This window comes from Vibrio maritimus, from assembly GCF_021441885.1.
Taxonomy (GTDB): domain Bacteria; phylum Pseudomonadota; class Gammaproteobacteria; order Enterobacterales; family Vibrionaceae; genus Vibrio; species Vibrio maritimus_B.
This window is the reverse complement of the sequence record NZ_CP090438.1, coordinates 2,265,399-2,281,345: the sequence shown is the minus strand read 5'-3', so window position 1 is coordinate 2,281,345 and position 15,947 is coordinate 2,265,399. Positions and strand designations below refer to the sequence as shown.

General features: G+C 47.3%; 16 protein-coding genes. 8 read left to right on the top strand and 8 right to left on the bottom strand.

Going from position 1 to position 15,947, the window contains the following annotated elements:
* Positions 1 to 64: 64 nt before the first annotated feature.
* The 4 genes from nspC to LY387_RS10340 all read left to right on the top strand — a co-directional run bounded on the left by nspC (position 65) and on the right by LY387_RS10340 (position 3,478).
* Positions 65 to 1,198, top strand: a complete 1,134-nt coding sequence (gene nspC / locus LY387_RS10355) for a carboxynorspermidine decarboxylase (protein ID WP_234494037.1) — start codon at positions 65 to 67, stop codon at positions 1,196 to 1,198.
* Between the two features lie 126 nt (positions 1,199 to 1,324).
* Positions 1,325 to 1,885, top strand: a complete 561-nt coding sequence (locus tag LY387_RS10350) for a DUF1439 domain-containing protein (RefSeq protein WP_234494036.1) — start codon at positions 1,325 to 1,327, stop codon at positions 1,883 to 1,885.
* A 134-nt stretch (positions 1,886 to 2,019) separates the two neighbouring features.
* A complete protein-coding gene (locus LY387_RS10345) occupies positions 2,020 to 2,469 on the top strand; it encodes a DUF1499 domain-containing protein (protein WP_234494035.1) in 450 nt (149 codons plus the stop codon).
* Between the two features lie 64 nt (positions 2,470 to 2,533).
* Positions 2,534 to 3,478, top strand: coding sequence for a DUF3179 domain-containing protein (locus LY387_RS10340; RefSeq protein WP_234494034.1), 945 nt, complete (start codon positions 2,534 to 2,536; stop codon positions 3,476 to 3,478).
* Positions 3,479 to 3,557: 79 nt separating this feature from the next.
* Here LY387_RS10340 and LY387_RS10335 read toward each other — a convergent pair whose 3' ends face one another.
* On the bottom strand, positions 3,558 to 4,229 hold the full coding sequence (locus tag LY387_RS10335; protein WP_234494033.1) for a type 1 glutamine amidotransferase domain-containing protein: 672 nt from the start codon (positions 4,227 to 4,229) through the stop codon (positions 3,558 to 3,560).
* A gap of 132 nt (positions 4,230 to 4,361) precedes the next feature.
* Here LY387_RS10335 and LY387_RS10330 point away from each other — a divergent pair, with 132 nt between their 5' ends.
* Entirely contained in the window at positions 4,362 to 5,246 is an 885-nt protein-coding gene (locus LY387_RS10330; protein ID WP_234494032.1) for a LysR family transcriptional regulator, read from the top strand.
* A 7-nt stretch (positions 5,247 to 5,253) separates the two neighbouring features.
* Here the strand turns inward: LY387_RS10330 and LY387_RS10325 are convergent, their stop codons facing one another.
* From LY387_RS10325 to LY387_RS10300, 6 genes are read right to left on the bottom strand one after another with little or no spacing between them, the layout of a single operon-like run.
* A complete protein-coding gene (locus LY387_RS10325) occupies positions 5,254 to 6,021 on the bottom strand; it encodes a LytR/AlgR family response regulator transcription factor (RefSeq protein WP_234494031.1) in 768 nt (255 codons plus the stop codon).
* Between the two features lie 10 nt (positions 6,022 to 6,031).
* Positions 6,032 to 7,075, bottom strand: a complete 1,044-nt coding sequence (locus LY387_RS10320; protein ID WP_234494030.1) for a sensor histidine kinase — start codon at positions 7,073 to 7,075, stop codon at positions 6,032 to 6,034.
* The gene (locus LY387_RS10315) at positions 7,076 to 8,401 is read right to left on the bottom strand and encodes a hypothetical protein (RefSeq protein ID WP_234494029.1); all 1,326 of its coding nucleotides are present in this window, start codon (positions 8,399 to 8,401) and stop codon (positions 7,076 to 7,078) included.
* Positions 8,398 to 9,189, bottom strand: a complete 792-nt coding sequence (locus LY387_RS10310; protein ID WP_234494028.1) for an outer membrane lipoprotein-sorting protein — start codon at positions 9,187 to 9,189, stop codon at positions 8,398 to 8,400. The genes LY387_RS10315 and LY387_RS10310 overlap by 4 nt, the downstream gene beginning before the upstream one ends.
* Positions 9,182 to 10,420 (bottom strand): ABC transporter permease, encoded by a 1,239-nt coding sequence (locus LY387_RS10305; protein WP_234494027.1) that lies wholly within the window; start codon positions 10,418 to 10,420, stop codon positions 9,182 to 9,184. The genes LY387_RS10310 and LY387_RS10305 overlap by 8 nt, the downstream gene beginning before the upstream one ends.
* Before the next feature lie 31 nt (positions 10,421 to 10,451).
* The gene (locus tag LY387_RS10300) at positions 10,452 to 11,126 is read right to left on the bottom strand and encodes an ABC transporter ATP-binding protein (protein WP_234494026.1); all 675 of its coding nucleotides are present in this window, start codon (positions 11,124 to 11,126) and stop codon (positions 10,452 to 10,454) included.
* A 197-nt stretch (positions 11,127 to 11,323) separates the two neighbouring features.
* Between LY387_RS10300 and LY387_RS10295 the strand changes: the two genes are divergently transcribed.
* Complete coding sequence (locus LY387_RS10295) at positions 11,324 to 11,539, top strand: TIGR02450 family Trp-rich protein (RefSeq protein WP_234496099.1); 216 nt, start codon at positions 11,324 to 11,326, stop codon at positions 11,537 to 11,539.
* A 72-nt stretch (positions 11,540 to 11,611) separates the two neighbouring features.
* On the opposite strand, the gene LY387_RS10290 is transcribed toward LY387_RS10295, so the two are convergent.
* On the bottom strand, positions 11,612 to 12,262 hold the full coding sequence (locus LY387_RS10290) for a glutathione S-transferase family protein (protein ID WP_234494025.1): 651 nt from the start codon (positions 12,260 to 12,262) through the stop codon (positions 11,612 to 11,614).
* A gap of 106 nt (positions 12,263 to 12,368) precedes the next feature.
* Here LY387_RS10290 and LY387_RS10285 point away from each other — a divergent pair, with 106 nt between their 5' ends.
* Positions 12,369 to 13,199, top strand: coding sequence for a LysR family transcriptional regulator (locus LY387_RS10285; protein WP_234494024.1), 831 nt, complete (start codon positions 12,369 to 12,371; stop codon positions 13,197 to 13,199).
* Positions 13,200 to 13,498: 299 nt separating this feature from the next.
* Positions 13,499 to 15,946 carry a DmsA/YnfE/YnfF family dimethyl sulfoxide reductase gene (locus LY387_RS10280; protein ID WP_234494023.1) on the top strand — a complete coding sequence of 816 codons (2,448 nt, stop codon included), beginning with the start codon at positions 13,499 to 13,501 and terminating at the stop codon, positions 15,944 to 15,946.
* The last annotated feature ends 1 nt before the right edge of the window (position 15,947 follow it).

Sequence of the window (15,947 nt, the reverse complement as noted above, 5' to 3'; positions counted from 1 at the left end):
GAGGGGTAAACCACCAATCCCCAAAACCTGCTAAAATCCCCAATCATCACCCGGAACGCAAACCATGAACAAATCTCAACTCAAAACCCCATACTTCATGATCAACGAATCTAAGCTGATCGAAAACCTAGAAAAGGCCAAACACCTCAAAGAGATCTCAGGTGTTAAGCTGGTTCTCGCATTAAAGTGTTTCTCAACTTGGGGTGTTTTCGACATCATTAAACCGTATCTAGATGGCTCAACCAGTAGTGGTCCATTTGAGGTAAAGCTTGGTCATGAAACCTTTGGTGGAGAGACGCACGCTTACAGTGTGGGTTACACTGAAGACGATGTACGCGAAGTGGCGGATATCTGTGACAAGATGATTTTTAACTCTCAGTCTCAGTTAGCGGCTTACCGCCATATTGTTGAGGGCAAGGCATCTTTGGGACTTAGACTTAACCCAGGCGTGAGCTACGCAGGGCAAGATCTAGCGAACCCAGCGCGTAAGTACTCTCGTCTTGGTGTGCAAGCTGACCATATCGACTCTTCGGTATTTGATAGTATCGATGGCGTCATGTTCCACATGAACTGTGAGAACAAAGATGTGGATGCATTTATTGGTTTGCTTGATGCGATCTCTGAGCAGTTTGGCGATCACCTCGACAAGCTTGATTGGGTGAGCATGGGTGGCGGCGTATTCTTCACTTGGCCAGGCTACGATATTGATAAGCTTGGTGCTGCTCTAAAAGCCTTCTCTGAAAAACACGGTGTCCAGATGTATCTGGAGCCGGGTGAAGCCATCATCACGAAAACCACCGATCTTGTGGTGACCGTGGTAGATATTGTCGAGAATGAGAAGAAGACGGCGATTGTTAACTCAGCGACTGAAGCCCACCGCTTGGATACGCTGATCTACGATGAGCCAGCATCCATTCTGGAAGCTAACTCAGAAGGTGAGCATGAATACGTGATTGGATCTTGCTCTTGCCTCGCTGGCGACCAGTTCTGTGTGGCTAACTTCGACGAGCCGCTAAAAGTAGGTCAGCAGCTACATATTATGGATAGCGCAGGCTATACCATGGTGAAGTTGAACTGGTTTAATGGATTGAAAATGCCATCAATCTATTGCGAACGTTCATCGGGCAACATCGAGAAACTCAACGAGTTTGGTTATGAGGACTTTAAGCGCTCACTGTCTCAGTGGTCAGTCAGTTAGCTCGTTGTAGAACATGAATATTGAAAAAACAGGCAGGCACTTAGTGCTTGCCTGTTTTTTTATAAGCCCCTATCTTTTAACAAGATATGCGGTATGCGCTTCACTCTTTTCTAGGAGCCTTTTCTGATGAATACATTGTTCTCTGCCAAGTTTTTCGGGCTGTTTGTTCTCTTGCTTAGTCTGTCTGGGTGTGTGAGTTACAGCGTTACTGAGCAAGAGATGACGGATTATCTAAATCAAAACCTAAAGCTTGATCGGGCAGTCGGTATTGAAGATGTTCTTTACGCCAAAATTTCTGTCGACGACTTAAAAGTGAATATTGGCCGCGCTGACAAAGACAGAGTCGCGGTGTACGCCAACACCACTGCGGAGCTCCAAATGATGAGCCAACCAGATATGAGTTTGGATTTGGACATCGAGTTTAGCGCCATCCCAGAGTATAAAAAAGAGACGGGCGAAGTGTTTCTAAAGTCACTCCGTCTAGAGCGGCTCGATGAGGATGGTTCGATACTGACGCCAGAAATAAGGCAGCTGATTAAGCCTGCAGTATCTTTGATTGGTAATGCAGTATCGAGTTATCCGGTGTACCAACTTGATGAGAGCACAGTTAAGCAGTCGCTGCTTAAATCGTCGAATCCTAAAGTGACGGTTGAGAACAACAAGCTGGTTATTGATTTCTTTGACTAGGATTTTGACTCAGGCAGCGATTTTGTAGGACGAAGTGATCTGGTTTGACCAGAATCGACTATAGTGTGTAATCTATTCATTCAATTGGAAAAATAGAGAGACAACTCTCGCAGCCAACAGTAAAAGGACGGTTCATGATTAGCAAAATTATCACTACATTAGCCCTGGTTCTCATCGGTTACATGTTTTACAAAAACAATAGTATGCCGTCGTATTTGGGCGTGGATGGTGGACAGTTGGCGCGCATGCCTTCCACACCTAATGCCGTCTCATCGCAGACTAAAATCCCAGAAAAACAGGTTCAACCGATTGCCTTTGATGATCTCGCGACGGCAAAAGCGCGCGCATTGGCAGCGCTAGAAACGTTGGGACGCAACGAGGTGGTAACGGATAGCGGCGATTACGTTCATGCGGTTTTTACAACACCCCTGATGCGTTTTCATGACGACGTAGAGCTTTATTTCGATGCCGACAATGGTGTGATGCATTATCGTTCTCAATCTCGCACCGGATACAGTGATGCAGGCGTTAACCGCGCACGTTATGACGAGTTTGTTCAAGCGTTTCAACAAACAAATGGCTAATCTCTGAAAGCGATTCTCCTCATTAGCGGTCTGTCTGATAAGTGGCTGCTATGAGGAGAGCAATATGCGTTCTATTCTTACCCTATTTTCCCTTTCCTTAATTCTATTTACTCCTTCGTTAGTCGTTGCCAAAACACTTAATGGATTTAGCCTAGAAAATGCAACCGTGCCGTTGAACTTGGTCCAAAGTGGCGGTCCGCCTAGAGACGGTATCCCAGCACTTACCGACCCAAAATTTGAATCAGGGCGTAAAGCTCAGAGTATGAAACCAAGAGATATCATACTTGGTTTGGTGATCAACGGTGAAGCGAAAGCTTATCCATTGAGCATTTTGAATTGGCACGAAATCGTTAATGATACCGTTGGAGGTGAGCGCGTCGTCGTGAGTTATTGTCCACTTTGCGGCAGCGGCATGGCGTTTGAAAGCCAACCAGAGGGTGATGGTCAACGAGAGCTGGACTTTGGTGTTTCTGGCCTTCTGTATAGCTCAGATGTGTTGATGTACGACAGACAGACGGAATCGCTGTGGTCGCAAATTCATGGCGAAGCCGTGGCGGGGCCGCAGGTTGGCAGTAAGCTAAAGCAGGTCCCAATGATATTATCACGTTGGTCTAACTGGCTTCAAAGGTACCCAGATACCCAAGTGCTCTCGACAGACACTGGGTATCGACGAGACTATAATCGCGATCCTTATGCTGGCTATGGAGAACACCCCAATGTCTATTTTCCTGTGGCAAATCAAGCGCCAAGTGCGTACCACCAAAAAGAGATGGTATTAGGGCTGTTGGTCGATGGCAGTGCTATTGCCTTTCCATTTAGTGAGCTCGAGAAGCAAGGTAAGGCGCAGTTTGATTATTCATTTGATAACGCCTCATACAAGATTCACTGGGATAGTGAAAATCAATCGGCATGGGTCACCGATGAAGACGGTCAGGCAATGGCGTCTACCTTACTGTTTTGGTTTGCTTGGTATGCGTTTTATCCAGACACCCAAGTGTTTAGCGGTTGATAGAAACAAGCCCTAAGTTAGACTATTTAGGGCTTTGAGACATAATTACGAGCTTAACTTCTAGGATTAGCTTTTTAGATTAGCTAAGGCTTTCAACCAGTGCTTTACCAACACCGTGTGCGCTAGTTGGGTTTTGACCTGTAATCACGCGCTCATCTACGATGACCAACTCTTGCCATGGCTGCACCTTGTTATAACGACTGGCTGTGCGAGCCAATGACTCTTCTAGTAAAAAAGGAATCGCGTCGATAGTGCCAAAGTCGATTTCTTCCTCTCGCGTGAACCCTGTGACGGATTTTGAAGCGAGAAGCTTTTCCCCTGAGCTTAGTGTAATTGGCAGTAGTGCCCCAGGTCCGTGACAGACTGCCGCGATGATGCCGCCATTTTCATAGTGCTTTGCAGCAATGTTTGCGAACGACTCATCGGTCGCTAGATCTGACAGCAAGCCAAAGCCACCAGGGTAGAAGATGGCATCGTACTCTTCGCCGTTTACCTGAGACACAGGGATGGTGTTGTTGATGCGGTTTTGAAAGTCATCATTCGCCAGAAGATCGGCATTGACGGTATCACCCTCAATATCTGTGCCGTAAAGCGGCGCTTTACCACCTTGAATAGAAGCAATATCGTACTCGAAACCTGCCTTGAGAATTTCACTTAGAGCGTGAGTAAGCTCAGGGGCATAGGTGCCGTTCGCTTGGTCAGTGTCACCGAGAGTGGCGTGGTTGGTCACTGGGATGAGTACTTTTTTCATAATTCGTTCCTTTGAGCTGACGGGTTCTTGTTTGTACGTATTGATATTAATTGCAAATCAAATGAGTGATAATCATCTAGAATAGAAAAACATTATTGCTATTTAGCAAAGATAATGGCGGTTGGAGTGGTAATGGAGAGTTTTGAAGGGATTAACGAGTTTGTTGCTGTGGCAGAGAGTCATGGTTTTTCCGCTGCGGCCAAGTTGCTTGGTTGCAGCACCAGCCATGTGAGCCGCCAAGTTTCACGGCTAGAGGAACGAGTAGGGGTAGCACTGCTTGCTCGCTCGACACGAATGGTCAGTTTGACTGACGCTGGGCAGGTCTATTACCAGCAGTGTAAAGAACTGGTCATTGGTTTGCAGCAAGCGAATGAGCGACTCTCATCTCAGCAGATTGAGTTGAGCGGTACCTTGCGTGTAAGTGCGGCAGGCGCATTTGCAGAGAACTATGTTGCTCCCGCTTTGATGACATTTGCTAAGCAATATCCTGATCTTTCTGTTGAGATGGATTTTAATACTCGGATGGTCAATTTCATTGAAGATGGGGTCGACTTTGCTATTCGCTATGGTCGCCTGAGTGATTCAGGCTTAGTCGCCAGAAAGCTGGTGGATAGACCGATGGCGGCCGCTGCAAGTCAAAGGTATTTAGATCAATTTGGAGAACCGACTCACCCGAATCATCTTGCGCAGCACAGTTGTATCATCGCCAACAATGACCACTGGCAGTTCGAAAAAGAGGGCAAGCCGATGAGTGCTATTCGGGTCAGCGGTCGGTGGAGAAGCAATAACTCCAACGCCATTCTTCAGGCATGTGAAGAAGGCTTAGGGATCGCTTACCTGCCTCGTAGTAGCTTTGGAAACAAACTCGCGTCGGGAACATTAAAGCCAGTTCTCGAACCATTTTGGGGTAAAGGATCGAGTAGTTGGATTGTGTATCAAAATCGCCGCTTCTTGCCGGTAAGGGCGCGAATGGCGATAGACTATTTAGTTAAACACTTCTCGGATTGGCAGGAGTAGGTCACCACTATTTAAACAAGTGCTGCAACGCGCGGCTGACAGGAAGTTTGTGCCCGGCAATATAGGCATTCATTTTGCCCGTGAGGTCTTTTTTCACTTTTTCGAGCTTGTGTAGATTAATCATGGTTGAGCGATGGATCTGCCAGAAACTATCTGGGTCGAGCTGCGTAGCCAGTTCTTTGATGGTACTTCGTAGCACGTATTCTCGATTGTCGGCAGTGACAAGAGTAACGTATTTGTCTTCTGCCCTGAGGAAGGCAATATCATCAACAGAGATAAGGTGGATCTCGTCTTGCTTGCTGCCCTTTAGCCATTTCGCAAACTGCGGGGTTGTGTTGATCGAAAGCTTTTCTAGATTGGCGACAATCGCGTTTAAATCAGGACTTCCGCCACTCGCTTTGAGGCGTGATTTAGCTTTGTTGCACGCATCGATGAGGCGATCTTCTTGCAGAGGCTTTAACAGGTAGTCGATAGCGTTGGCTTCGAACGCACTCACTGCATAGTGATCAAATGCGGTAATGAAAATGACCAAAGGCGCTGGCGTCGAAGAATCTTGATGAGACTTAGCGATTATCTGCGCTACCTCTATCCCTGACTTCCCTGGCATTTGAATATCAAGAAATGCGATATCTATCGACGCGTTCTCAAGCTCGGCAAGGGCTTGTTCGCCATTTTCACATCGAGCCACTACCTCAAGTTCTGGCCACACCTCTGCCAACATCTTGTCTAGGTGAAATCGCAATAGGGGTTCATCATCTGCGATAAGTGCTTTCATGTCGCCTCCGCTATGGTGTTGGGTGCTCTAATGGTAATTTGATCGTTGCAGTAACGCCGCCGGTTTGGTTTTCACTGATAATCAGTTTTGCTCTGTCTTGATATAAAGCACTGAGACGCGATTTGGCGTTCTGAATCCCAATCCCATGACCTGTGCTGGCGGTGTTGTCCAACGAGAGACCTAATCCGTTATCAATCACCTCTAGGATACATTGCTGCGCATCAGAGCGTGCTCGTATCGTCACTGTACCACCGTCAATGCTGGGCTCAATACCATGTTTAATGGCGTTTTCGACTAATGGTTGCAATAGGTAGGGCGGGATAAGTTGTTGCTTCACCGCATCCGCGATAATGAACTCAAAATTCAGTCGAGGACCCAAACGGACTTTCTGTATCGATAAATAGGCGTCAATTAAGTCGACTTCAGATTTTACTGAAACTTGATTGACTCGATGGCGGGCCATCGATGCTCGAAGTAGCTGAGTTAGTTTATCCAGCATATGCTTCGCCTGTGCTGGATCCTGATCCACCAAGGCACTGACATTGGCGAGTGTATTGAACAAAAAATGTGGCTCTATCTGACTTTGTAGCTGCTTCAGTTCAGACTCAATCAGCGTTTTTTCCTGTTCGACTTTTTCTCGTTTTGAGTGCTCGAGAGCTTGTTGAAGCTTATTTTTTTGCTCTTGCATGTAGAAGAAGTAGAAACAGACAGCCGTAAAAATGACGCCAAGCAGTAAGATGGGTTTAATGCCCTGCCAAACATCGAATCCGGGGTATTTGCTTACCCACAGGTAGGCATGAGCGGTGCCGAGCGTGACCGCTAAAAGGAGCGAGATTGCCAGAGAGAGGGTGCGCTTATCTTTTAGTTGCGGAACGAAACGCTCGATAAGCCAAAACATGAGCACTGCACTGTAGCCATAGCCAAGGCTGATCATTAAGTTCTCGAAGTAGGGGGCTACCCAAATCGATGCGGTGATAACAGCGATACCTGCACAAAACAGAGTCGTAATGAATAGTGAGCGAGCCCAGCTGTTCTCTGATATTGGAATCATCATTTAGAAGCGTCCTTTTAGATTAATCAATATGTTATAGGTATCAGGTAGGTTTGCATACACCGAGTTTGACTCACCAGTCACGAATCGCGCTGCAAACTCTAGATTGAGGTTACTGTCACCAGTATCGATCAGCTCGAAATCGATCCATTGTGTGGCAATAACACCGCCATCCTCTGGCGCAATGAGAAGGTCGAGACGGGGTTTCATGTTTTGTAATATGCGACTGTCTTTACTCCAATCCCACTGAGTCCAAAAAAGAGGATCCAAGCGGCTATGCAGCATGATGTTGTGTTGGACCATATTTTGCTGAGTGTAGCCAAGAGCATAAGACGCAGAAATTGGACTTGGATTCTGTTTCGCGTAGTCATGCGCCTGCTGCCATTGGTCCTTATGCCATGCGCGTGAGTCATACCAGTATTCCCCAATAACGCTGATACCCGAAGCGTGAGACCAAGTGCCTCCCACCAAAACTTGCGTCGCATGACTTTGTTTACGAAGCTGCGCAGGGCGTCCAGGTTCAAAATCGTAGCCCTGATAGGAGCGCGAATAGGATAGAGAACTGTGACCTGACCAAGCATTGTTGAACACATTAACTAGGCTGCCACCTACAAGCCCTTCCCGAACATTGTCATAGTAAGCGATAACTTGTGCCTCTAGGTCACCCATCAAACGGTAGTACTTACCGCCAAACCCTTGCTGCTGGTTGGCTTTGCCATACTCTGTGGTGTCGAGTTGCGTCCAACTAGAGTCAGTGGCAATCAAGGTCCACTCCGATTCCACGCCATAGTGTGAAAGCGCAACGGTGCCAGCTCCTTCCTCCACTTGAATACCAACGGGGTTTCGTCGATACGGGGTGAAAATGTCCCATACGCGGTAGCCATAGCCGACTCCCCAATCAAGTCTTGCTTTGCCGAGCAAGAGATCCCAATCGGTGTCTCCTAGTATCAGACTGGTTTCGTAAGTAAGGGACGTGATGACAGCTTCAACCTGACGTTGGGGGGCTTTTCCATTGTCGTAGAGCGAAGTGCCAAGCAGTGCGACATTGCCGCTGATGGACTTATAGTGTGCACTGATATCAAGTAGCGCGTTGATTTGCTCACGACTTGAGTCACCATTATTAGGGACAAACACGCTGTCACCTGAACCTATGGATTGCAGATTAACTTGATAGTCGGTCTCTACAGCTACATCACCCCATTTCGAGTGTGAGCTTGCTTGGCATTGCAAAGATAACACCAGCGCGCCACTTACAAGTGTCGTCTTTAACCAGCCACAACAAAAAAATGACGGTTTGATTGTGAAAAGTGGAACGCTGGAAGTTCTCATAGTTCCACTCGCTTATTCTTTGATAGATAAGCTGGGTTGTAGTATTTATCCGCTAATTCATAAGGCGCGACATCCTGATAGTTGATGACGGTTTTTTTGTTCTCTTGGATTTGATCGAGAAGCGTCATGGTGACGACTCGTCGGCTACCTTGTCGTTCACCAGATTCGAATACGGCTTTTTTGGCAAGCTTGCCAGAGGTAAGGTAAAGGTCCGCACGAACTGGAAATCCGCTCTCTTTCTCGACCCATAGGTCTATCGACTGGTAACTTGCGCCCGCCGTTTTTGCGGTGAGTGATAGATGCAGTGTTGGCACGTCTGAGATGTTGCCAGCCTTGCTATCTGAGACAATGGTCCCAGTGTAATCCTGACTCCAAGTCAGGGTAGATACGTCGCCTACCGAGGCATCACCAAGCAGTTTCTGCATGGGGGTGATGCGAATTGGACGTCGGCTTTTAGGCATCACAAGCCAGTAGTTGTCGCCTAACATAAGCATCTTTTGACCTTGCTCGACCTGAGATTTAAATAACACCAGTGATTCGCGGTTAGGGCGTAAATAAACTTCATATTGGCGTGTTTTATCGAGTTGTCCGTCCTGAAAGAGAGAGACCTCCGTCACGACTTTTGCGGCTTCGTCTTCAAGTCGGTACTTATCTGCCATTACCAGAATCTCGGCTGCAGAAGTTGATGCGTCAATAAGCGCTTTCTGATCGGTAGCGGCATTGCCGCTGAATGAAAACAGTAAGAGCGAAGCGGCTACAATGCGTTGTTTTTTAATCCAATTAAACATAAGCCAGTGCCTCCGTAATAGGACGTTTGGTGCCTTTTCTGGCTGAGATAAAGGCAGCGAATACACAAATAATGATGACGACGACACCCGCGCTGACCGCGACATCCTGAGAAAAGACCAGTTCTAATGGGTAGCCTTCGCTGCGTCCTGGTGGTGGTGGCATTTGAATAGCGGCAACCTTTAACACTTGCGTGGTTACCCAGGCGAGTAGGGCGCCCAAAACGCTGCCTACCAAGCCAATGACGATAGACTCTCGAACGAACATGGCGATGATTTCACGTGGATAACTGCCCATAGCAGACAAGGCACCGATTTCGCGAGTTCGCTCTGATACTGTCATTGACATGGTGTTGAACAGGGCTACAAAGACCACGAGACTAAGTACTATGCCGAGCACGCCGAAGATGCTGTTATATAAGCCGCGAACCTTGTGATAGAAGAACGCGCGTTCATACCATGGTGTAAGTTGCAATCCTGAAAATTCAGCATTGTTGTGCAGCGTATTTGATACCACTTGCATTGCTGGTGCGGTTAAACGGGTGTTGTCTAGATAAATGGAAACGGCGCTTACCTTCGTTGATGCCAGTAACGATTGAGCGCTCGATAGTTGAATATGAATCTGTCGTTTGTCGAGTTCTGGAACGCCGGTGGAGTATAGTCCTACGACTTCGAAGTCCATGGCATTCAGTACGCCGTCGCTCGTGGTCGCAAGTAGCGTTACCCAATCCCCAATGCCCACTGACAGGTTATTAGCCAGTTCATTTGCCAGCATGATGCCGTTTTGGCTTTCTGCTGATAAGGTACTGCCAGACTGCAAGCCAATGAAATTCTTTCGCAGAGCAAATTCGCTCGGTTCGACGCCATTGCCAACGAAGATTGAAGACTTGCGACCGTTTGAGATCAAGCCAGAGAAATAGACTCTTGGCTGTATACCCTTGCTATCGATAGAGCCTTCTAGCAAGCGTTTGAGCTTCAAGTAATCATCGATGCCGTTTTGCAGTGGCATATCTTCTTCTTTCTCAAAGTAACCCGGTTGGCTGATAGTGATATGTCCGACGTCATTGGCGGTTGAACGTTCTAGCGCTTGATAGGTAAATAGCCCAAATCCCGCAGCAGCCGTAATCGCAAAAATAGCAATCGCCACAATAATGAGTGAAAGTAGGGTCCTGCGTTTGTTTCTGACCAGATACAAACTGGCGGCTTTGAAACCTTGTAGTTGAGACTGAATCATGGTGCTTCCTTACTGACGAGTGATGTTGGTTTTAGTTGATGGCATGGGAAGACAAAGTCCCATCGACAAGGTGGATCGTTCTGTCACAGCGACTCGACATTCGAACATCGTGGGTGGCTACGACAAAAGTGGTGCCTTGCTCGTGGCTTAGTTGCTTCATCAACTCGACGATTTGTGCTGCTGACTCACTGTCTAAGCTTGCTGTCGGTTCATCGGCGATGACGAGTTGTGGGTTGTGGATCAGGGCTCGTGCAATAGCGACTCGTTGTTGTTGACCGCCAGAAAGGTGGTCGGGACGATGATGTTTAACATGACTAAGCTCAACACGCTCAAGCCAATATTCAGCTTGCTCCATACGTTTTGAATAAGGCACTTTGTTGAGCATTAGCGGATAAGCAACGTTCTCTAATGCTGACATAACGGGGATCAGGTTGAATCGTTGAAACACAAAGCCAATGTTCTCTCGGCGAAATCGTGTCAGCGCCTTTGGACATTTACTAATGATGTTTCCAGCAAAGTGAATATCGCCGTCGTAATGTGTATCTAGTAATCCAAGGATGTTAAGTAGGGTGCTCTTCCCGGAGCCTGAAGGTCCACAAAGTGCAACAATCTCACCCGTTTGAATGTCACCAGAAAGCGCTTTGAGTGCTTGTACTGAAGACTGTCCTAATGGGTAACTTTTACTGAGATGGTTAAACGTAATCATGTCGACTCCTTGCGATAGGTTTGCCTTCAATTTACGTGTTGTTTATAAGCCGTGTGACGAAATGCGATAAACGGTGATTAACGGAGATAAATGGTCAGTCGCTGTGATAAATGGGTTTCAGTCACTGATCGAATCCCTGGCAGTTGCGTGGAATAGGAAGAGACAAACAACTGGTATCGAATCTTATGAACTCAGAGATAAACAAGTTTAATCCCAATAAGTTACTGAACAGCAAATGGACCGCAGTGAGCCCAAAACAGAAAGAAAAGCACTTCATTGTGGTGGATGTGGATCGTGATGAGGAGGGCTTGGTCATCGGTTGTCAGCTAGAGGCGATTATGTCAAAGCGAGCTTTAGATATGGATTGGCGAGAGCTCAAAGATAAAGAAATGTGGCTACAAGGTTGGAAGTGAGCTGTTACATTTTATGTACCGATCAGTTGGTGATGGATTAGAGTGGTTAGCGAAGACCAACCACTCCGCTAGCTACTCGACTTCCACACCAGCTTCATCTTCAGCAACGATATCGCTTTCCGAACTGGCTTCTGCAAGCCACCTCAAGATCGCCGCACTCGATAGCACCTTCTCTTGATAGCGTTGAGCAGGCTCACTGAGCTTAACTCCGTAGGTTCTGAATCTAAGTGCCACGGGTGCATACATGGCGTCTGCGATGGACCATTCTCCAAATAACCATTGTTCGGGGAAAAGACTCATTTGCTCTGACCACATCGCATCGATTCTTTGGATATCCGCAAGCGCTGATTCGCTGAGCTCAACGTGACGGCGTGCACGGCAGTTCATTGGAAGTTCGTTACGAAGCGCCATAAATCCAGAATGCATCTCACTCGCTAACGCACGCGCCTTCGCTCTCTCTGAAGGTGACTCTGGCCAGCAGCGGCCATCGAGATATTGCTCATTGACATATTCCAGAATAGCCAGAGAATCCCACGTAGTGACGTTTGAGTCTACGAGCGTGGGTACCTTCGCTGTTGGCGTGATTTCTGAGAGCGTTTGATAAAACTCCGGTGTAAAGAGCGTGAGTTTCTCTACTTCAACGTCGAGGTTATTTTGGGCAAAAATAAGCCATGCTCTGAGTGACCAGCTCGAGTAGTTTTGATTTCCAATATACAGTTTCATTTTGCCTCCTATGCTTGTTTGATTTTTATCATAATCAATGGTTTGATGGAGGACTAACGCAAAGTTTTGATGGGTATCATTCAAAGGATCGATAGGTAGCGACAGTATGGATATAGAGTCACTGCGAAGCTTTCTTGCCTTCTCTGAAACCGGAAGTTTCACAAGAGCCGCCAAACAAATTAACCGAACCCAATCTGCCTTCAGTGCGCAAATGAAGAAGCTAGAGTCTGAAGTAGGGGCACCATTATTTGAGAAAGAAGGTCGCAATGTGGTGCTTACCGAAGCGGGTATTACTTTAAGAGCAGATGCCAAGCAGATCCTAGAGCTTCACGATAGTAGCCTAAATAAAATCAAACGCTATCAAAATAAGCGTTCACTGAGGCTCGGATGCCCTGAAGATTACAATGAATCATTGCTACCGAAGATCATCGGTGCGATCCGTGAGTATGAACCTTTGTGTTCCATCCAAGTCTTCAGCCAACCAAGCGTTGTGTTGAGAGAATGGCTCGATGAGGGAAAATTAGACGCAGCCATCGTTACTCGCTCCCCGAATAGTGAAGAGGGGTACTGGCTTTATTCCGACCAAGGTGTATGGATTGTTGCAGAGAACTTTGACCTCTCTGTCGATGTACTTCCGTTGGTTTTGTTTCAAGCAGATTGTAAATATCATGCGGCCGCGATTGACTCCCTGACTAAGCAGGGGCAAGCCCATCAACTGCTCGCGTGTTGCAATACTGCATCTGCGCAGAGAGGAATGGTAAAGAGCGGGTTAGGTATTGGTGTAATGGGCAGAGTTTCGATGGGGTCGGGTGTAGTTGAACTGGCAGATATGCCGCCGCTTCCAAATGTTGATATTGCACTACTTACGGGAGGAAAAGCTCACCCAATGATTACTACTTCTCTCATCGAGCGCATCCAGAATAGTGTCTCAGTCTAGACAAATTAAATGGAGAAGTACTGAAAGTTGGTCGGGAATTTTGCACACAAATTAGGCGTCAATTTGGTAGTAATTCGCATTCCTAACAGTGAATAATTATCAATATAAACACCTGCCTTTCGAGGTGGTGATAAATTATTAATTTTTATAAATAAGTGTTCTAAAAATATTCCACTAAATGACAAGAAATTGTAAGAAATTACCTATTAAGTAGTAGAGTTGATTTCAGTCAACTGTGGCACGGCTTTTCGTTTGTAACATGGACGTGATGATGCATAACTATAATCGAGCATGTCCATATGACTAATAAACTGAAGCAATTATTGACGCCGTCGTTGACGCGTCGAGGATTTATCAAATCCTCGTCGGCCATTGGTGGTCTCGCAGCGGCAACAAGTGCCATCTCTCTCCCCTTCAAATCTGCACACGCAGAAACCAAATCAGCACCAGGCGATGAAAAGGTCGTTTGGAGCGCATGTACCGTTAACTGTGGTAGCCGATGCCCTCTGCGTATGCACGTAGTGGACGGCGAGATTAAGTGGGTCGATGCCGACAACACAGGTAACGATGATTACGCCAATAAAGATGTGCAAGTGCGTGCTTGTTTGCGTGGTCGTTCAATGCGACGCCGTGTATACAATCCTGACCGCCTGAAGTATCCGATGAAGCGCATCGGCAAGCGTGGTGAAGGTAAATTCAAGCGCATCTCTTGGGATGAGGCTTACACTGAGATCGTTAACAGCCTTGACCACATCAAGAAAGAATACGGCAACGAAGCGATCTACCTGAATTACGGTACGGGCACGCTTGGCGGTACGGTAACTAAGTCTTGGCCTCCGGGTAAGTCGTTGATTGCCCGTCTAATGAACCTAACAGGTGGTTACCTGAATCACTATGGTGACTACTCAACTGCACAGATTGCTAAAGGTCTTAGTTACACCTACGGCGGCTGGGCAAACGGTAACTCGTTCTCGGATACGGAGAATAGCAAGCTTATCGTTCAGTTCGGTAACAACCCTGCAGAAACTCGCATGTCGGGCGGCGGTTTGATTCACCACTTGATTGAAAGCAAAGCCAAATCCAATGCGCGCATGATTATGATCGATCCGCGTTATAACGATACTGCAGCAGGTCATGAGGATCAGTGGATCCCAATCAAGCCTGGTACAGATGCTGCCTTTATCGCGGCAATGGCTCATGTCATGATCAAAGAAGACTTGGTAGACCAAGAATTCCTAGACAAATACTGTGTCGGCTACGACGAGAAGACCTTGCCAGCATCAGCACCAGCGAATAGCGACTATAAGTCATACATCCTTGGTCTAGGTGAAGATGGCATTGAGAAAACGCCGGAATGGGCAGCGCCTATCACGGGTATTCCGGTCGATATCATCATTAGGACAGCACGTGAAATTGGCTCAACTAAGCCATGTGCGATCTACCAAGGCTGGGGCTTGCAACGTACTCAAAATGGTGAGATTGCCTCTCGCGCTATCGCTATGCTGGCATTGCTGACTGGTAACCTAGGCATCCATGGTGGTGGTTCTGGTGCACGTGAGTCGGACTACAACATTCCATTTGTCCGTTTCCCTACACTTGAAAACCCAATCAAGACCTCTATCTCTATGTTCCTTTGGACTGATGCGATTGTTCGTGGTCCAGAAATGACGGCAACTCGAGATGGTGTACGTGGTAAAGATAAGCTAGATGTGCCAATCAAGTTCATCTGGAACTACGCAGGTAACTGTATTATCAACCAGCACTCAGACATCAACCGTACTCATGACATCCTTCAAGATGACAAGGCGTGTGAGATGATTGTGGTGATTGATAACCACATGACGTCTTCTGCTAAATATGCGGACATTATTCTTCCTGACCTCACTACGTCAGAGCAGGCGGACTTCTGTATGGATGGTAAAGCGGCGAACATGCCTTACTTCATCTTTGCAGATAAAGCGATTGAACCTCAATTTGAGGCGCGCAGCATCTACCAGATCTGTTCTGATCTAGCGGAACGCATGGGCGTGGGTCGTGAGTTCACTGAAGGCCGCGATCAGGAAGGTTGGCTGCGTCATCTTTACGCTGAAACCTTGAAGCTAGATGCTTCTCTGCCGGATTTTGAAACGGTTCGCAAGCAGGGCATCGTTAAGCGTAGCGACCCGAATGGTCATTACGTTGCTTACCAAGCATTCCGTGAAGATCCTGAGAATAACCCTCTGACGACACCGTCTGGCAAGGTTGAAATCTATTCTGAAGAGCTAGCGAGACTGGCAGCGGAATGGGAGCTACCTGAGGGCGATGTGATTCACCCGCTTCCAATTTATGTCAGCACGTCTGAAGGCTGGGACTCGCCAATGCGCGACAAGTACCCGTTGCAACTCACCGGCTTCCACTTTAAAGCTCGCTGCCACTCAACCTACGGTAACGTTGATGTTCTTAAGCAAGCAGCTCAACAAGAGATGTGGATCAACCCAATGGACGCTGAGCGTCGCGGAATCAAAAATGGCGATCGCATCAAGATTTATAACGACCGTGGTGAAGTTCGAATCAACGCCAAAGTCACCCCACGAATGATGCCAGGTGTTGTGGCTCTGGGTGAGGGCGCTTGGTACGCACCAGATGGCAATAAGGTGGACCATAACGGTTCAATCAACGTGTTAACCTCCCAAAAGCCAAGTCCATTGGCGAAGGGTAACCCACAACACACCAACCTTGTCGAAGTTCAACTGGTTAAGAAGGCGTAAG